Annotated in this window: 14 protein-coding genes; 9 read left to right on the forward strand and 5 right to left on the reverse strand. The window is 64.7% G+C overall.

The window, feature by feature from the left end:
- Window positions 1-21 precede the first annotated feature (21 nt).
- The 3 genes from AAFG07_RS24040 to ppx all read left to right on the forward strand — a co-directional run bounded on the left by AAFG07_RS24040 (window position 22) and on the right by ppx (window position 4,551).
- Window positions 22-699, forward strand: a complete 678-nt coding sequence (locus AAFG07_RS24040; protein ID WP_342722345.1) for a chromosomal replication initiator DnaA — start codon at window positions 22-24, stop codon at window positions 697-699.
- 132 nt (window positions 700-831) lie between these two features.
- Window positions 832-3,036, forward strand: a complete 2,205-nt coding sequence (locus tag AAFG07_RS24045) for an RNA degradosome polyphosphate kinase (RefSeq protein ID WP_342722346.1) — start codon at window positions 832-834, stop codon at window positions 3,034-3,036.
- Window positions 3,037-3,048: 12 nt separating this feature from the next.
- Complete coding sequence (gene ppx, locus AAFG07_RS24050; protein ID WP_342722347.1) at window positions 3,049-4,551, forward strand: exopolyphosphatase; 1,503 nt, start codon at window positions 3,049-3,051, stop codon at window positions 4,549-4,551.
- A gap of 15 nt (window positions 4,552-4,566) precedes the next feature.
- Here ppx and AAFG07_RS24055 read toward each other — a convergent pair whose 3' ends face one another.
- Both AAFG07_RS24055 and ndk read right to left on the reverse strand, forming a co-directional pair.
- Window positions 4,567-5,406: a TerC family protein gene (locus AAFG07_RS24055; protein ID WP_342722348.1), complete on the reverse strand. Its 840-nt coding sequence runs from the start codon at window positions 5,404-5,406 to the stop codon at window positions 4,567-4,569.
- Between the two features lie 110 nt (window positions 5,407-5,516).
- Complete coding sequence (gene ndk, locus AAFG07_RS24060; protein ID WP_050425938.1) at window positions 5,517-5,939, reverse strand: nucleoside-diphosphate kinase; 423 nt, start codon at window positions 5,937-5,939, stop codon at window positions 5,517-5,519.
- Between the two features lie 350 nt (window positions 5,940-6,289).
- On the opposite strand from ndk, the gene AAFG07_RS24065 reads away from it, so the two are divergent.
- From AAFG07_RS24065 to AAFG07_RS24075, 3 genes are all read left to right on the forward strand, one after another.
- Window positions 6,290-6,547 (forward strand): sulfur globule protein precursor, encoded by a 258-nt coding sequence (locus AAFG07_RS24065; protein ID WP_342722349.1) that lies wholly within the window; start codon window positions 6,290-6,292, stop codon window positions 6,545-6,547.
- Window positions 6,548-6,784: 237 nt separating this feature from the next.
- Window positions 6,785-6,955 carry a hypothetical protein gene (locus tag AAFG07_RS24070; RefSeq protein WP_342722350.1) on the forward strand — a complete coding sequence of 57 codons (171 nt, stop codon included), beginning with the start codon at window positions 6,785-6,787 and terminating at the stop codon, window positions 6,953-6,955.
- A gap of 88 nt (window positions 6,956-7,043) precedes the next feature.
- Window positions 7,044-8,906 (forward strand): ABC-F family ATP-binding cassette domain-containing protein, encoded by a 1,863-nt coding sequence (locus tag AAFG07_RS24075; protein WP_342722351.1) that lies wholly within the window; start codon window positions 7,044-7,046, stop codon window positions 8,904-8,906.
- A gap of 234 nt (window positions 8,907-9,140) precedes the next feature.
- Here the strand turns inward: AAFG07_RS24075 and AAFG07_RS24080 are convergent, their stop codons facing one another.
- The 3 genes from AAFG07_RS24080 to AAFG07_RS24090 form a co-directional block, all read right to left on the reverse strand.
- Window positions 9,141-9,692 (reverse strand): hypothetical protein, encoded by a 552-nt coding sequence (locus tag AAFG07_RS24080; protein ID WP_342722352.1) that lies wholly within the window; start codon window positions 9,690-9,692, stop codon window positions 9,141-9,143.
- A 103-nt stretch (window positions 9,693-9,795) separates the two neighbouring features.
- Window positions 9,796-10,248 carry a DNA polymerase III subunit chi gene (locus AAFG07_RS24085; protein WP_176531759.1) on the reverse strand — a complete coding sequence of 151 codons (453 nt, stop codon included), beginning with the start codon at window positions 10,246-10,248 and terminating at the stop codon, window positions 9,796-9,798.
- Window positions 10,249-10,266: 18 nt separating this feature from the next.
- Window positions 10,267-11,769, reverse strand: a complete 1,503-nt coding sequence (locus AAFG07_RS24090; RefSeq protein ID WP_342722353.1) for a leucyl aminopeptidase — start codon at window positions 11,767-11,769, stop codon at window positions 10,267-10,269.
- Window positions 11,770-12,138: 369 nt separating this feature from the next.
- Between AAFG07_RS24090 and lptF the strand changes: the two genes are divergently transcribed.
- The 3 genes from lptF (at window position 12,139) to AAFG07_RS24105 (ending at window position 16,894) form a co-directional block, all read left to right on the forward strand.
- Window positions 12,139-13,305 (forward strand): LPS export ABC transporter permease LptF, encoded by a 1,167-nt coding sequence (gene lptF, locus AAFG07_RS24095; RefSeq protein ID WP_342722354.1) that lies wholly within the window; start codon window positions 12,139-12,141, stop codon window positions 13,303-13,305.
- Window positions 13,302-14,399, forward strand: a complete 1,098-nt coding sequence (lptG, locus tag AAFG07_RS24100) for an LPS export ABC transporter permease LptG (protein ID WP_342722355.1) — start codon at window positions 13,302-13,304, stop codon at window positions 14,397-14,399. Before lptF ends, lptG begins: the two co-directional genes overlap by 4 nt.
- Before the next feature lie 77 nt (window positions 14,400-14,476).
- Window positions 14,477-16,894, forward strand: coding sequence for an LPS-assembly protein LptD (locus AAFG07_RS24105; RefSeq protein WP_342722356.1), 2,418 nt, complete (start codon window positions 14,477-14,479; stop codon window positions 16,892-16,894).

Raw genomic sequence — 16,894 nt, forward strand, 5'->3', positions numbered from 1 at the left:
TGACGTGGTTTGGAGATTTGCGTGGCCGGTAGCGTTCAACCTCGTCAATTGGCCTTGGCCCTGCCGCACGAGGAGAAGCTGACCCGCGACGATTTCCTCGAGGGGCCCGCCAATGAGGCGGCGCTGGCGCTGATCGACGGCTGGCCCGACTGGCCGAACCGAATCATGCTGCTGGTGGGGCCCGAAGGCTCCGGCAAAAGCCACCTCGCCGCGATCTGGGCCGAGAGCGCCGGCGCGCGCTCGACCGCCGCGCATGCCCTGACCGCCGACACGGTGCCAGCTGCGCTCGCGACCGGCGCGCTGGTGGTCGAGGACCTGAGGCCGTCGGATTTCGACGAGCGCGCGATGTTCCATCTGATGAATCTCGCCCGCCAGGACGATGCCTTCGTGCTGATCACGGCGCGGGTGCCGCCGTCAGCGTTCGAGATCGAGCTGCGCGACCTGCGCTCGCGGCTCCGCGCGGTGCCGACGGTCACGCTGCTGCCGCCCGACGACCAGCTGTTCCGCGGCCTGATCGTCAAATTCTGCGCCGACCGCCAGATGAGCGTGGACGAGCCGCTCGTCAGCTACCTGACCAACCGGATCGAGCGCTCCTATACCGCCGTCCGCCAGGCGGTCGAGCTGCTCGACACCGAGGCGCTGCGGCTGGGCCGGCCGGTAACCCGGACGCTGGCGGCGGAGCTGCTGCGCGATGCCTGACGGTCCCCGCGGCTTGACGGCGCAGGCCAGCGGAACATCAATGTCATCGAAACGTCATCGCAATATCACATGTTCTGTGCGGCCCTCGGCTAGACCGCTCCGGCCCCCTGCCCCGAATTGGACCAGCACTTGATGGACTCGGCACAAGCACCTGAAATCAAAGAGAAAGAGGCGGATCTTCCGCCCGTCCCCGCGGTCGCAACCAGCCCCGAGCGATTCATCAACCGGGAGCTGTCCTGGCTGCACTTCAACCGCCGGGTGCTCGAGGAATCGGTCAATCTCGGCCATCCCCTGCTGGAGCGGGTCCGCTTCCTGTCGATTTCGGCGAATAACCTCGACGAGTTCTTCATGGTCCGCGTCGCCGGCATCAAGGCCCAGGTCCGCGAGGGCATTGCCGAGCGCAGCCCGGACGGCCTGCTGCCGGCCGAGCAGCTCGTGATGATCAACAAGACCGTGTCGCAGCTCGCCTCCGACCAGCAGGCGATCTGGAGCGACCTTCGGGAGCTCCTGTCCAAGGTCGGCATCCAGCTGGTCGACGGGCGCGACGTCACCAAATCCGAACGCACCTGGATCGAGGATCATTTCCTCCACAACATCTTCCCGCTGCTGACGCCGCTCGCGATCGACCCGGCGCATCCGTTCCCGTTCATCCCGAACCTCGGCTTCACGGTCGCGCTGCAATTGTCGCGGATCGCCGACGGCAAGCCGATGAACGCGCTGATCCGCATGCCCGGCAAGATCGACCGCTTCATCCGCATTCCCTCGACCAAGGAAGGCGCGCCGGCCCGCCTGATCACGCTCGAGCAGGCCACCGGTCTGTTCATCGGCCGCCTGTTCCCCGGCTACACCGTCAAGGGCCAGGGCGCGTTCCGCATCATCAGGGACTCCGAACTCGAAATCGAGGAAGAGGCCGAAGACCTCGTTCGCCTGTTCGAGACCGCGCTCAAGCGCCGTCGGCGCGGATCGGTGATCCGGCTCGAGATCGAGGCCACGATGCCCGAAGAGCTGCGCATCTTCGTGCAGCACGCATTGTCTGCCGCGGACGATGAAGTGATCCTGGTCGACGGCGTGCTCGCGATGAACGAACTGTCGCAGCTCACCCGCCTCAATCGCCCCGACCTCGAATTCCCGCCCTACGTGCCGCGCCATCCCGAACGCGTGCGCGATCATGGCGGCGATATCTTCGCCGCGATCCGCCAGAAGGATCTCGTGGTCCATCACCCCTACGAATCCTTCGACGTCGTCGTCCAGTTCCTGCAGCAGGCGGCACGCGATCCCGACGTGGTCGCGATCAAGCAGACGCTCTATCGCACCTCGAACAACTCGCCGATCGTGCGCGCGCTGGCGGACGCCGCCGAAGCCGGCAAGTCGGTGACCGCGCTGATCGAATTGAAGGCACGCTTCGACGAGGAGGCCAATATCCGCTGGGCGCGCGACCTCGAACGCGCCGGCGTGCAGGTCGTCTACGGCTTCATCGAGCTGAAGACCCACGCCAAGCTGTCGATGGTGGTGCGCCGCGAGGGCGGCAATCTCACCACCTATGTGCACACCGGCACCGGCAACTATCATCCGGTCACCGCCCGCATCTACACCGACGTCTCCTACTTTACGTCGGACCCGATCATCGGCCGCGACGTCGCGCGGGTGTTCAACTACATCACCGGCTATGCCGAGCCGAGCGACATCGAGAAGATGGCGGTGTCGCCGCTGACATTGCGCAAGCGGATCATCGAGCACATCCACGGCGAGATCGCCCACGTCAAACATGGCCGGCCCGGCGCGATCTGGATGAAGATGAACGCGCTGGTCGATCCTGACATCATCGACGCGCTGTATGAGGCCTCGCAGGCCGGCGTCTCGATCGAGCTCGTGGTGCGCGGCATCTGCTGCCTACGGCCCGGGCTGCCGGGATTGTCGGAGAACATCCGCGTCAAGTCGGTGATCGGCCGATTCCTGGAACACGGCCGGATCTATTGCTTCGGCATGGGCCAGGGCCTGCCGAGCGCAAAAGCTGCTGTGTATATCTCGTCCGCCGACATGATGCCGAGGAACCTCGACCGCCGGGTCGAGGTGCTCTGTCCGCTGCAAAATCCGACGGTGCATCAGCAGGTTCTCGAACAGATCATGGTCGCGAACCTGAAGGACACCGAGCAGAGCTGGCAATTGTTGCCGGATGGGTCCTCAACGCGTATGAAGGCCGCGAAAGGCGAAGAGCCGTTCAATCTACATGACTATTTCATGACAAATCCGAGTCTGTCCGGCCGTGGTAAGTCTCTCAAGGAATCTTCACCGCGCCGTCTCACGCGTCGTAACGAGCGTCAGCAGCCATCGTCTTAAGGGGGCCTTACGGTGAAGCGGCCGCGGAAGCGCGCTTCCAGCGTCGCTGTGATCGATATCGGCTCGAACTCGGTTCGTCTCGTGGTCTACGAGGCGATGGCGCGCAGCCTCGTCACCATCTTCAACGAGAAGGCGCTGTGCGGGCTCGGACGCGAGGTGCAGAGCACCGGCCTGCTTGCAACCGACGCCGTCAACAAGGCGCTCACCGCGCTGCGCCGCTTTCGCGCGCTGTGCCGGATTCAGCAGGTCGGCCGCGTCTACGCGATTGCGACCGCGGCCTGCCGTGACGCCAAGAACGGTCCGGACTTCATCGCCAAGGCCGAGCGGATCTGCGGCGCCAAGATCGAGATTCTGACTGGACCGCGTGAAGCGAAGCTGTCCGCGCTCGGCGTCGTCTCCGGCGTGCACAATCCGAACGGCATCGTCGGCGATCTCGGCGGCGGCTCGCTCGAACTGATCGACGTCAGGGGCAACCGCGTGCGCAGCGGCGTGACGCTGCCGCTCGGCAGCCTTGCGCTGCAGGACCTCTCGAACAAATCGCTCAAGCGCGCCGAACGCATCGTCAAGAACGAACTGCTCGGGGTCGCCCAGCTCAAGACCGGCCGCGGCCGCACCTTCTACGCGGTCGGCGGCACCTGGCGCGCGCTGGCGCGCATCCACATCATCCAGAGCGGCTACCCGCTCAAGGTGATGCACGGCTATTCGATCCCGGCGGCGGACGCGCTCGACTTCGCGCAGCGGCTGCGGCGGCTGGCGGCCACCAACATGCTGGCCAATATCGAATCCGTCGCCGATGCGCGGCGGCCGCTATTGGCCTACGCCGCGCTCGTGCTCGAATACATCATCCGCGTCGCCCAGCCGAAGACCATCGTGTTCTCGACCTTCGGCGTGCGCGAGGGGCTGCTCTACGAGATGCTGCCGCAGGCCGAGCGCGCCAAGGATGGCCTGGTCTGCGCCGCCCAAAACCTCAACGAATTGCTGTCGCGCTCGGCCCGCCACGCCCAGGAGCTGGCGGCGTGGACCGACCGGTTGGTGCGCGTCGTCAGGCTGCGCGAGACCGAGGAAGACCGCAGGCTGCGCCACGTCGCCTGCCTGCTCTCCGACATCGGTTGGCGCGTGCATCCCGACCATCGCGGCGAGGAAACCCTCAGCCTGATCATGAACGGCAATTTCGGCTCGATCACGCATCAGGGCCGCGCCTTCGTCGCGCTGTCGGTGTTCTATCGCTACGCCGGCCTCAGCGAGGAGAACGAGCCGCCGCCGCAGATCCGCGCGCTGGTGACGCCGGCGATGGACGAGCGCGCGCGTGTGCTCGGCGCCGCGTTCCGTGTCGCACATCTGATCACCGCGGCGCGCACCGGCGTGCTGCCGGCGACCCATTTCCGCACCCAGGGCCGCAAGCTGATGCTGGTGTTCGAGCATCGGATGGTGGATCTGGTCGCCGATCGCGTCGGCAGCCGCTTCAAGCAATTGGCGCGGCTGCTCGGGCGTGCCGGCTCGATCGTGCGGCGCTAGGCTTCACGCCGCCCCTCACGCCGCCTTGGCGGCCTGCTTGGCCTTGCGGAGCGCGTGACGGCGCCAGATCGATCCGATGAGCAGCACCACGACGATGCCGAGCACCGCGAGCGCGATCTCGCCGCCGTTGCCGCCATGGGCGAATTGCGGTGACATGCCGATCGAGGTCAGCCAGGAATCGAGCCTGGCACCGAGCGGTCCGGCGAACAGCGCATCCAGCCTGGGATGCACGGCCGGATCGGTCGCTATGACGTCGCCCGCGATCCAGCCGAGCAGCGCAGCGCCGGCCCAGACCAGGATCGGCAGCTTGGTGAGCAGTGCCATGATCAGCGCCGCACCGGCAACGATCAGGGGAACGCTGATCGCAAGGCCGAGCACCAGCAGCGGCACGCTGCCATTGGCGGCAGCGGCGACCGCGATCACATTGTCGAGGCTCATCACGATGTCGGCGACGACGACGATCTGAACCGCGGCCCACAGATGCGAGGCCGTATTCACGCTGTCCTCGTCCTCCTGCTCCGGCACCAGGAGCTTGGCGGCGATCACGATCAGCGCCAGTCCGCCGACCAGCTTCAGATAGGGAAGCGCCATCAGGCTGGCGACGATGCCGGTGAAGATGACGCGCAGCAGCACCGCCGCGGCGGCGCCGAGAATCATGCCCCACAGGCGCTGGCGCGGCGCGAGCCCGCGGCAGGCAAGCGCGATCACGAGCGCGTTGTCGCCCGACAGCAGGACGTTGATCCAGATGATCTTGCCGACGGCGACCCAGAAGGTCGGGGTCGCCATCTCGTTCTTGAACTCGGTGAAGAACGCGCCGATGTACGCCGGATCAAAGATCTGCCACAGCCAGTCCACAGCGAGTCCTATTCGGCCTTGAGGCCGCCCCTGGCGGCGGTGGTCCGCCGCTCCCAGTTCACGTCGACGCGGTCTCCCCAGGAGACCGCGTCACTTTCTGTTGTTCCGCGTTAGCCGACGATCTCATTGCCGGCGAAGAACTGCGCGATCTCGATCACCGCGGTCTCCGGCGCGTCCGAACCGTGCACCGAATTCTCGCCGATCGACTTCGCATAGAGCTTGCGGATGGTGCCTTCGGCGGCCTTCGACGGATCGGTCGCACCCATCACGTCGCGATACTTCAGGATGGCGCCCTCGCCTTCCAGCACCTGCACCACGACGGGGCCGGAGGTCATGAAGTCGACCAGTTCGCCGAAGAACGGGCGCGCCTTGTGGACGGCATAGAAGGTTTCGGCCTGGCCGCGGGTCATCTGGATACGCTTCTGCGCCACGACCCGCAGGCCCGCCTTCTCGATCACCGCATTGACCGCGCCGGTCAGGTTGCGCTCGGTGGCATCGGGCTTGATGATCGAAAAGGTGCGTTCAATCGCCATGATTTCGTCCTTGTAAACGGTGGCTGGGAGTTGCCGGGGCTTATATCGGCGCGATGGGGTAACGGCAAGCGACCCTGTGACGCGTTAGCCTTTAGTTTTGATGGATTTTCACGACAAAAATCGTCGTCCGGGCGCTCTCCGGACAGAGACAGGCTCGGCCAACTTACCGCGATTTCACTTAGGTGAACCCATTCTGACAGCGCCGTGCCGCTGCCGTTCAGCCGCAGCCGCCTAGGCTCAGCACCGATCGGACGCCTTGCTGGCCCCCCATCCGCAAGCCTCACAGGACGTCTCGGGAAACGATGTCACCGCGGGCGCGTCATCCGCGCCCATAGCTCGAGGAGACGATCATGTTACGCAAATTATCGCTCGCTGCCGTTGCCGCGATTTCGCTCGGTGCCGCCGCGCTCGCCCCGACCTCCGCCTCAGCCTGGGGTGGTTGGCATGGTGGATGGCATCACGGCTGGTGGGGCGGCCCGCGCGTCATCGTCGGAGGTCCGGCCTACTACGGCGGCTATGGATACGGCTACGGTGGCGGTTGCTACGTGCGCCGCGTCGTGCCGACCCCGTGGGGTCCCCGCTGGCGCCTGGTCAACCGCTGCTACTGATCCATCCGTTCTGTCGACTGCTCCCCTGACTTGCCTTCGCCCCGGCCTTGCGCCGGGGCTTTTTTTATGCCCGCCAGGGAACCCGGCCGCATGATGCGCCTCACTACCTCAAGGCGAGAGTAAGGCGGAACGGAAACCAAATTCGGGGGTCGCGACTTGTCATGGCAAGGATTGATGAAACACGCGAGATGGAACTCGCCAAGAGACATTCCAAGAGAAATGCCAAGAGCCATGACGATGACCCAGACCGACAACGATCCCGATCAGATTGATCGCAAGACCTGCCGTTACATCTGCGATGCCGTGGGTGAACGGCTCCAGCAAAGCATGCCGCCAGAACCCGCCCTTTCGTCCCGCCTGCAGCAGTTGCTCGAGGAAATGCAACGCCAGGAAACCGGGCGCCATTAGATATTATAGGCTCACCAGCGGCCCAATTCAGGAGAGATTTTACAGACAGACGGGTTGCGTTTGGCAGCGGGTCCGGTGACAACGCTGCATGCTCTCCATCACTGACATTTCAGTCCGGATCGCCGGGCGGCTGTTGATTGATCACAGTTCTGTGCAAATCGTACCCGGCGCACGCGTCGGATTTGTCGGCCGTAACGGTGTCGGCAAGTCGACGCTGTTTCATGCCATCCGGGGCGAGCTCCCGACCGAGAGCGGCAGCATCGCGCTTCCGCCGCGCTGGCGGATCGGCAGCCTCGCGCAGGAAGCGCCCGACGGGCCCGAAAGCCTGATCAACGTCGTGCTGAAGGCCGACCTCGAGCGCGACGCGCTGCTGGGCGAGGCTGAGACCGCGCACGACCCGCATCGGATCGCCGAGATCCAGACCCGGCTGGTCGATATCGACGCCCACTCCGCCCCGGCCCGCGCCGCGGCGATCCTCTCCGGCCTCGGCTTCTCGACATCAGACCAGGCACGGCCGTGCGCGGAATTCTCTGGCGGCTGGCGCATGCGCGTGGCGCTGGCGGCGACGCTGTTCTCCGCGCCCGATCTCCTGCTGCTCGACGAGCCGACCAACTATCTCGATCTCGAGGGCACGTTGTGGCTCGAGAACCATCTCGCCAACTACCCGCGCACGGTGATCGTGATCAGCCACGACCGCGATCTCCTCGACACCTCGGTCGATCAGATCCTGCACCTCGATCGCGGCAAGCTCACACTCTACAAGGGCACCTACTCCTCGTTCGAGGAACAGCGTGCCGCGCGCGAATTGCTCGACGCCAAGCACGCCAAGCGGCAGGCCGATGAGCGCAAGCGCCTGCAGGACTTCGTCGACCGCTTCAAGGCCAAGGCGTCCAAGGCGCGGCAGGCGCAGTCGCGCGTCAAGATGCTGGAGCGGATGAAGCCGATCACCGCGTTGGTGACCCAGGACGTTCGCGAGATCTCCTTTCCGGCACCGGAGAAGCTGCTGTCGCCGCCGATCATCGCGGTCGATGACGTCTCGGTCGGCTACGAGCCGGGCAAGCCCGTGCTCAATCGCGTGACGTTGCGCGTCGATCCCGACGACCGCATCGCGCTGCTCGGATCCAACGGCAACGGCAAGTCGACGCTGGTCAAGCTGCTGGCAGGCAAGCTCGCGCCGTTCGCAGGCAAGATCACGCGGGCGGACAAACTGTCGGTCGGCTATTTCGCTCAACATCAGGTCGACGAGCTCAATCTCGACGGCTCGCCCTACGATCACATCCGCAAGCTGATGCCCGAGGCGCCGGAGAGCAAGGTGCGCGGCCGCGTCGGCGCGATCGGCTTCTCCGGCAAGGCCGGCGACACCCTGGTGAAGAGCCTGTCGGGCGGCGAAAAGGCGCGGCTGCTGCTTGGGCTTGCGACGTTCTACGCCCCCAACATGATCATCCTGGACGAGCCGACCAACCATCTCGACATCGACAGCCGCGCGACGCTGGCGGAGGCGATCAACGAATTCCCCGGCGCCATCATGATGGTCTCGCACGATCGTTATCTGATCGAGGCCTGCGCCGATCGTCTGTGGGTCGTGGCGAACCAGACCGTGACGGCATATGACGGCGATCTCGACGAATATCGACGCATGATTCTGTCGGCCAATGACGGAAGGACGGCGTCGCGTGAGCGCGCCAAGGAGCCGGCAAAGCCGGAACGTGCCCGCAATGAGAAGCGCGCTTCACCGAGGCAGCGGGTCGCGCAGGCGGAGAGCGAGATCGAGCGCATCAACGGCATCATCGCGAAGATCGATACCGCGCTCGCGCTGCCCGATATTTTCACGCGCGATCCCAAGCAGGCCGCACAGCTGACCAAGGCCCGCGCCGGCGCCGAGAGCGCGCTGCAACGCGCCGAGGAAGAATGGCTGGAAGCCAGCACCGAACTCGACGAAGCCGCGAACTAGATTTGATCCGCCGGGCGGAGCCGCATATGTCGTCCCTGCGAAAGCAGGGACCCATAACCACAGATGGTCATTGTTGCGCGATCGTCGAACGACGAGTCCCCTTAACCACATCCGCCGCAGAGTATGGGTCCCTGCTTTCGCAGGGACGACGTGTGGAGGGAGCCTGGGCTCTCATTCTTTCCGGTGTCATGCCCGCGCCTGCAGGCATCGAGCTGCCGTTGCGGCGAAAATGCCCTAGCCGTGCGCGGTCTTTTTCTTCTTCGGCTTCGCGGGCTTCGGCTCCGGCGCAGCATCCGGGCCGCGCTCGACCGACGTCAGGCGTCCCGAGGAGAACGTATAGATGCCGGCGCGCGCACCGCGCGACCAGGTCACGACCGCGACGCGCTCGCCGCCCGGCCCGCTGGACAGATTGACGCTGTCGGGGGCGCCGATGCCGCGCACGACGTCGCATTCGGTGTGGCCGAGTGCGACACTGCCGCCGGTCGGCCGCGGCGGTGGCGTACCGCCAGCCTGCGCGTTCGCGTCAGTGGCACCCGCGGGCGGCGCCATGCCGGGACAGCTTCCGTCGGCACTGACGAGATCGTCGTTGGTCACCGGTTTGTCCGGCGTCAGCGGCGGCGATTCGATCGAGATGTTGCGGATGAACACCCGTCCAGGGCGCGAGAACCAATCCGCGTCACGCGAAAAGATGTCGGACGCGCCCGAGCAGCCGGCAAGGCTAGGTGCAAGTACCAGCAACGCCAGCAGCGACTTCCGACTGAATGTTCCGTCTCGCACGATCGACAAGGCTCCTAACCCCTCTACCTAAGGGCTTGTCCGAACATCACTTTGCGGCATGACCGTGACCCGCCCGAGGAAACGTCGAATTATCATTAATTCATCGATATCGCTATTGGCGCCGCTGCCAGCGTCCCCGCTCGTCGGTCTGCCAATAGGTGACCTCGAAGCCCCGCGCCTTGCAGGCGGTCCAGCTCTCCCGCGCCGAAGCCACCGCGTCGGGGTCGTCGCCGTTGAACACGAGGACCAGGCGCTCGTAGCTGTCGCAGTCGGCCGGCAGCGCCGCGTTGTCGACCAGGAACCGGACATTGGCCCGATTCGGATTGCCCTCCTCGATCGACAGGATGATCGGCTGGTCCTGGGCGTCGGCAACCCGCGAGCTCGCATGCGGCAGGAATGAATCGTCGCTGTAGGTCCACAAATGCGCGTCGAGCGTCTCGGCGCGCTCCTGCGATGTCGATTGCACGACCACCCGCCAGCCGCGCTCGAGCGACTTCTCAAGCAGCGGCGGCAGCACGCTTTCCAGCGTCATGTTCTGCAGATGGTAGAACAGAACCTCGGTCATGCGCCGGCCGACACTCTATTACTTCTTGGCTTCATAATATTCGGAGACGAGCCGCTCGAGTAGCCGGACGCCGTAGCCCGAGCCCCAGCTCTGATTGATCTCAGTCTTCGGCGCACCCATCGCGGTGCCGGCGATGTCGAGATGGGCCCAGGGCGTGCCGTCGACGAAGCGCTGCAGGAATTGCGCGGCCGTGATCGAGCCGCCATTGCGCCCGCCGGTGTTCTTCATGTCGGCGAACTGCGAGTCGATCTGCTTGTCGTATTCGGGACCGAGCGGCATGCGCCACACCTTCTCGCCGGTCTCCAGGCCGACCTTGGCGAGGCGCTCGGCGAGTTCGTCATTGTTGGAGAACAGGCCGGCGTAATCGGTGCCGAGCGCGACCATGATCGCGCCGGTCAGCGTTGCAAGATCGACCATGAATTTCGGCTTGCACTTCTTGGCGACGTACCAGAGCACGTCGGCGAGCACGAGGCGCCCCTCGGCGTCGGTGTTGATGATTTCGATGGTCTGGCCGGACATCGAGGTGACGATGTCGCCCGGACGCTGCGCGTTGCCGTCGGGCATGTTCTCGACGAGGCCGATGGCGCCGACCGCGTTGACGCGGGCCTTGCGCGCGGCGAGCGCGTGCATCAGCCCGACCACGCAGGCCGCACCGCCCATGTCACCCTTCATATCCTCCATGCCGCCGGCCGACTTGATGGAGATACCGCCGGTGTCGAAGCAGACGCCCTTGCCGACGAATGCGACCGGCGCCTCGCTCTTCTTGCCGCCGTTCCAGCGCATGATCACGGTACGGCTGGGCCGTTCCGAGCCCTGCCCGACGCCGAGCAGCGCGCCCATGCCGAGCTTGGTCATCGCCTTGACGTCGAGGACCTCGACGGTGACGCCGAGCTTGCGCAGCTGGCTGGCGCGGCGCGCGAACTCTTCCGGGTACAGCACGTTCGGCGGCTCGTTGACGAGCTCACGCGCCAAGTTCACGCCATCGACGATGGACGATTCGGGCGCAAAAGCCTTCCTGGCGGAAGCGACGTCGTCGACCGCGATCGAGACGTCGGCGCGTACGGCGCCGTCCTCGCCGTCCTTCTTCTTGGTCTTGTAGCGATCGAACTTGTAGGCGCGCAGCCGGATGCCGGTGGCGATCGTCGCCGCCTGGCCGGCGGTCATTGCGGCATCGGGCAGTTCCGCGAGGACGGTCATCGCACCGCTGCCGGCGTTGAGCTTGCCGGCCACCACGCCGCCGAACTTGAGAAGATCCTTCTCCTTGAGGTCGGCCACCTTGCCGGTGCCGATCACGATCAGCCGGTCGACCTTGATTCCCTCCGGCGCCAGGATGTCCAGCGCCGACCCGCTCTTACCCTTGAACTGGTTGGCGGCCGCGGCACGCTTGACGGTCTCGGCGGCAGCTCCCAGCGCCTTCCGGGTGGCGGCTCCCAGCTTCAATTGCTCGTCGCAAAAGGCGACCAGAATGCCGCGGGCGGACGCGGAGAACGGGACGAAGCCGACCTTGACGGCGTCGGACATAGGAAAATCCTCCAGAACTCAGGGTGTTGCTCGGGCCTGAGGCGGCCCTTCCGGCACGCGGGGGTGAGCATTGCGATGGCGTCCGGAGCGACCCGGACCGGGCTTGTGGCACACTATGACCTGTCGGCTGCGCCGCTGCCAAGCGCCGGAGTGGCCGGAAGGCCACAAAAGCGATTAATTAACCATAAATTAAGCGTGCCTTGGCCCGGCCATTTTGTTGACGGATCAAAGGGATGGTAGTGAGATTGTGAACAGAGAGTGAGCCGGACGAGTCCGCGGCTCGACCATAGGGGAACCCGGGTTGACGGGATTGGTCGAAAGCCGTGCGTTTGGTTGCGTGAAGGGGTCTTTGGGGGCCATGCGGTAGCGATGGGGTCGATCGACAAGTACATCTTCAAAACGACGCTGGCGTCGTTTGCGCTTGTCCTGGTCAGCCTTACCGGCGTGATCTGGATTACCCAGGCGTTGCGCGGCATCGACCTGATGACCAGCCAGGGTCAGACCATCGTCACCTTCCTCGGCATCACCGGCCTCGTGATTCCTGCCCTGGTCCTGATCATCGCCCCGATCGCGCTGATGATCGCGATCTCGCACACGCTGAACAAGCTGGCGACCGATTCCGAGATCATCGTCATGAATGCGGCGGGCTTCTCGCCGTTCCGGCTGTTCCGGCCGTTCTTCTTTGCCACCTGCGTGGTGGCGGCGCTGGTCGCCTTCATCGGCGCCTATCTCGCCCCCGACGGCATGCGCCGAATCAAGCAGTGGGATGCCGAGATCACCGCCGACGTTCTGACCAACATCCTGCAGCCCGGCCGCTTTGCCCAGCTCGATCAGAACCTGACGATTCGGATCCGCGAGCGCCTGCCCGCCGGCGTGCTCGGCGGCGTTTTCGTCGACGATCGCCGCGATCCGCAGCAGCGCGTCACCATCGTCGCCGACCACGGCACCGTGCTGAAGAACGAGAGCGGCTCATATCTGGTGCTGGAGGACGGCAATCTCGAGCGATTCGAGGTCGGCAAGCGCGATCCGACGCTGGTAGTGTTTCAGCGTTATGCGTTCGACATGTCGAAATTCTCGCAGGGCCGCGACGTCACGCTCGGAATTCGCGAGCGCTATCTCTGGGAACTGATGTGGCCGGACGAGAACGACCAGACCTATCAGCAGCTGTCGGGCCAGTTCTTCGCCGAGCTGCATGATCGCTTCATGGCGCCGATCTATCCGTTTGCGTTCGCGGCCCTCACCTTTGCCTTCCTCGGCGCGCCGCGCACCACGCGCCAAAGCCGCAATTTCTCGATCGGCGGCTCGGTATTCGCGGTGTTCGGCCTGCGCATGGTCGGATTCGCCTGCTCCGTCATGGCGGTGAAGACGCCGCTGGCCGCTCTGGTGCAATACCTGATGCTGTTCGCCGGCATCGGCGTCGGGATCTGGATGATCGTCGGCGGCGTGGTCGTCGAACCGCCAGCGGCATTGATGGAAGTCATCAACAGGAACAACGAGCGCATTGCGCGCCTCTTCCGGAGGCCCGCCACCGCATGAGCATGGTCACAAATACGCTCGGGCGTTATTTCGCCGGCCGCTTCGTCGTCGCGGCGGTGGGCGTGTTCGCGGGCATCTTCGTGCTGCTCGTGCTGGTCGACTACATCGAGATGGTACGCAAGACGTCGAGTCTCGTCGGGGCCTCCGCGATCACGGTCGCGGAAACCTCGCTGTTCCGCGTGCCGCAGCTGCTCGAGAAACTGATGCCGTTCTGCGTGCTGATCGGCGCGATGACCTGCTATCTCGCGCTGTCGCGGCGGCTGGAGCTCGTCGTGGCACGCGCCGCCGGCGTCTCGGCCTGGCAATTCATCTCGCCGGCGCTGGTCAGTGCGATCGTGCTCGGCATCTTCGCGACCACCGCCTACAATCCAGTGTCGGCCAATCTGCGCGAGCTCTCCAAACGGATGGAGGCCGAGCTGTTCGGCTCGGCGCCTGGCGGCGGCATCCAGGACGCGTCCGGTTTCTGGCTCAACCAGATCAACGACGAAGGTCAGGCGATCATCAATGCAGCTCGCAGCGAACAGCAAGGCATCCGGCTGACCGGCCTCACCGTGTTCCGATTCGATACGGCGCTGCAGTTCAAGGAACGAATCGAGGCCCGCGAAGCTACGCTCGAGGAAGGCCGCTGGGCGTTCATGGGAGTACGCCGATACACCCTCGACAAGGCTCCGGTGGACCAGGACACCTTCTACCTGACCACCACCCTGACCCCTGCACAGGTGCGCAACAGTTTCTCCACCCCCGAAACTGTGTCCTTTTGGCAACTGCCGAACTACATCCGTTCGTCGGAGAGCTCAGGGTTCGCGACGGCTGGCTATCGCTTGCAGTATCACAAGCTTATCGCGCAGCCGTTTTTGCTGGCTGCGATGGTGATGTTGGCGGCTTCTGTGAGCCTCCGCTTCTTCCGGATGGGCGGCGTGCAGAAGATGGTTTTGAGTGGCGTGGGCGCAGGCTTTCTGCTCTACGTCCTGTCGAAAGTAACTGAAGATTTGAGCAAGGCTGAGTTGATGCATCCCATCGCTGCGGCGTGGTTGCCTGTCGTTGTGGGTAGCCTCACCGGCTTCTTAGCCTTGCTGTACCAGGAGGACGGGTAGTGGCTACCGTCGCCGCCCGCCAGTTGAGGTCGCCTGTATCCGGGCGGCGCAGTGCCCTGCGCCGTCAACGGAGCCGCATGGCCGCGTTTGGCGTTTCGATTTCTGCTCTCCTTGCCGCGTTCGTCGCGGTCAGCGCGCTCGACGTCGTCGCGTCGACGCCGGCTGCTGCGCAGGCATTCACCTACAATCCGCGTCCGCCGAAGCCGGTCCGCCCGCCGGCCAAGAATGACGGGCAGATGCTCGTTCAGGCGACCGAGGTCGACTACGACTACAACAACAGCCGCATCTCGGCCGTCGGCAACGTCCAGATGTTCTACAACGGCACCAGCGTCGAGGCCGACAAGGTCATCTACGACCAGAAGACCAAGCGTCTTCATGCCGAAGGCAACATCCGCATGACCGATGCGGAAGGCAAAATCACCTACGCCAACATCCTGGATCTCAGCGACGACTACCGCGACGGGTTCGTCGATTCGCTGCGCGTCGACACCGAAGACCAGACCCGCATGGCGGCGACCCGCGCCGATCGGTCCAGCGGCAATTACACGGTGTTCGACAACGGCGTTTATACCGCCTGCGCACCCTGTAAGGATGATCCGAAGAAGCCGCCGCTCTGGCAGGTCAAGGGCGCGCGCATCATCCATAACCAGACCGAGAAGATGCTCTATTTCGAGAACGCCCAGCTCGAATTCTTCGGCGTTCCGATGGCCTACCTGCCCTACTTCTCGACGCCCGATCCGACCGTGAAGCGCAAGAGCGGCTTCCTGATGCCGGGCTTCACCACGTACACGGCGTTCGGCTACGGCGTCGAAATTCCGTATTACTGGGCGATCGCGCCGGACATGGACGCGACCTTCACTCCGCGCATCACGACCAAGCAGGGCGTGCTGCTGCAGACCGAATTCCGCCAGCGCTTCGTAGACGGCTCCTATCAGATCCGGCTTTACGGCATCGACCAGCTTGATCAGGACGCCTTCAAGGGCCAGCCCGGCGACCGCCAGTTCCGCTGGGGCGTCGACACCAAGGGCCAGTTCGCGCTGAACGACAAATGGGTCTGGGGCTGGGACGGCGTCGTGCTGTCGGACTACTTCTTCATGTCCGACTACCGGCTAGCCCAGTACAAGGATCCGTTCGGATCGTTCCTGTCGCTGCCGACGGAAGCGATCTCGCAGCTCTATCTGACCGGTGTCGGTAACCGCAGCTTCTTCGACGCGCGCGCGATCTACTATCTCAGCTACTCGGGCAACCAGAACCAGGTCCCGGTGGTCGCGCCTGTGATCGACTACAACAACGTGATCAACAACAACATCCTGGGCGGCGAGTTCAGCTACAAGATGAACTTCGTCAACCTGACCCGCGAAACCGCGGTGTTCGATCCGATCACGACAACCGCCAACACCAACGGCCTGTGCCTGACCACATCGGCTGACCCGATGGCGCGCACGCCGTCGCAGTGCCTGCTGCGCGGCATGCCGGGCACCTACACGAGGCTGACGGCCGAGGCGCAGTGGCGCAAGTCCTACACCGACCCGCTCGGCCAGATCTGGACGCCGTTCGCCAGCGTCCGCGCCGATGCCATCAACGCCGACATCTCGAACCAGCCGGGCGTTTCCAACTTCCTGCCGGTCGGCGACACCCAGACGGTCCGCTTCATGCCGACCGTCGGCCTCGAATACCGCTACCCCTTCATCAACGTGCAGCCGTGGGGCACGACCACCGTCGAGCCGATTGCGCAGGTCATCATCCGGCCCAACGAGCCGGATGCCGGCAAGCTTCCGAATGAGGACGCACAGAGCCTGGTGTTCGACACCAGCAACCTGTTCGCGGTCGACAAGTTCTCCGGCTACGACCGCGTCGAAGGCGGCGGCCGCGCCAATGTCGGCGTGCAGGCCACCACCCAGTTCGACCGCGGCGGCAGCATCAAGGGGATGTTCGGACAGTCCTACCAGATGTTCGGGATGAACTCGTTCGCGGTGGCCGACGTCACCAACACCGGCATCGACTCCGGCCTGCAGAACCCGCGCTCGGATTATGTCGCGAGCCTCGCCTATTCGCCCAACCGCACCTACACCTTCAGCGTCCGCTCGCGGATGGATGAAGCGACCTGGAACATCAACCGGTTCGAGGCCACGGCGAGCGCGAATTTCGACCGCTGGTCGATCGCCGTGACCTACGGTGACTACGCAGCGCAACCGGAACTCGGCTACCTCACGCGCCGCGAGGGCATCCTCACCAGCGGATCGGTTAAGGTGGCGTCGAACTGGGTGGTTCAGGGTGCGGCGCGTTGGGACCTTGAAGCGAACAAGATCAACCAGTATGCCGTCGGCGCGGGCTATGTGGACGACTGCTTCGTGCTGGCTGCCAACTACATCACGTCCTATACCTATCAGGCCGGCTCGCAGCCGCCCGTCCTCAGCCATGCGTTCATGTTCCAGATCGGGCTGCGGACGATCGCCCAGACCTCCACGACCAGCAGTTCGGCTGGCATGCAGTAG

It is taken from the genome of Bradyrhizobium sp. B097, assembly GCF_038957035.1.
Classification (GTDB): domain Bacteria; phylum Pseudomonadota; class Alphaproteobacteria; order Rhizobiales; family Xanthobacteraceae; genus Bradyrhizobium.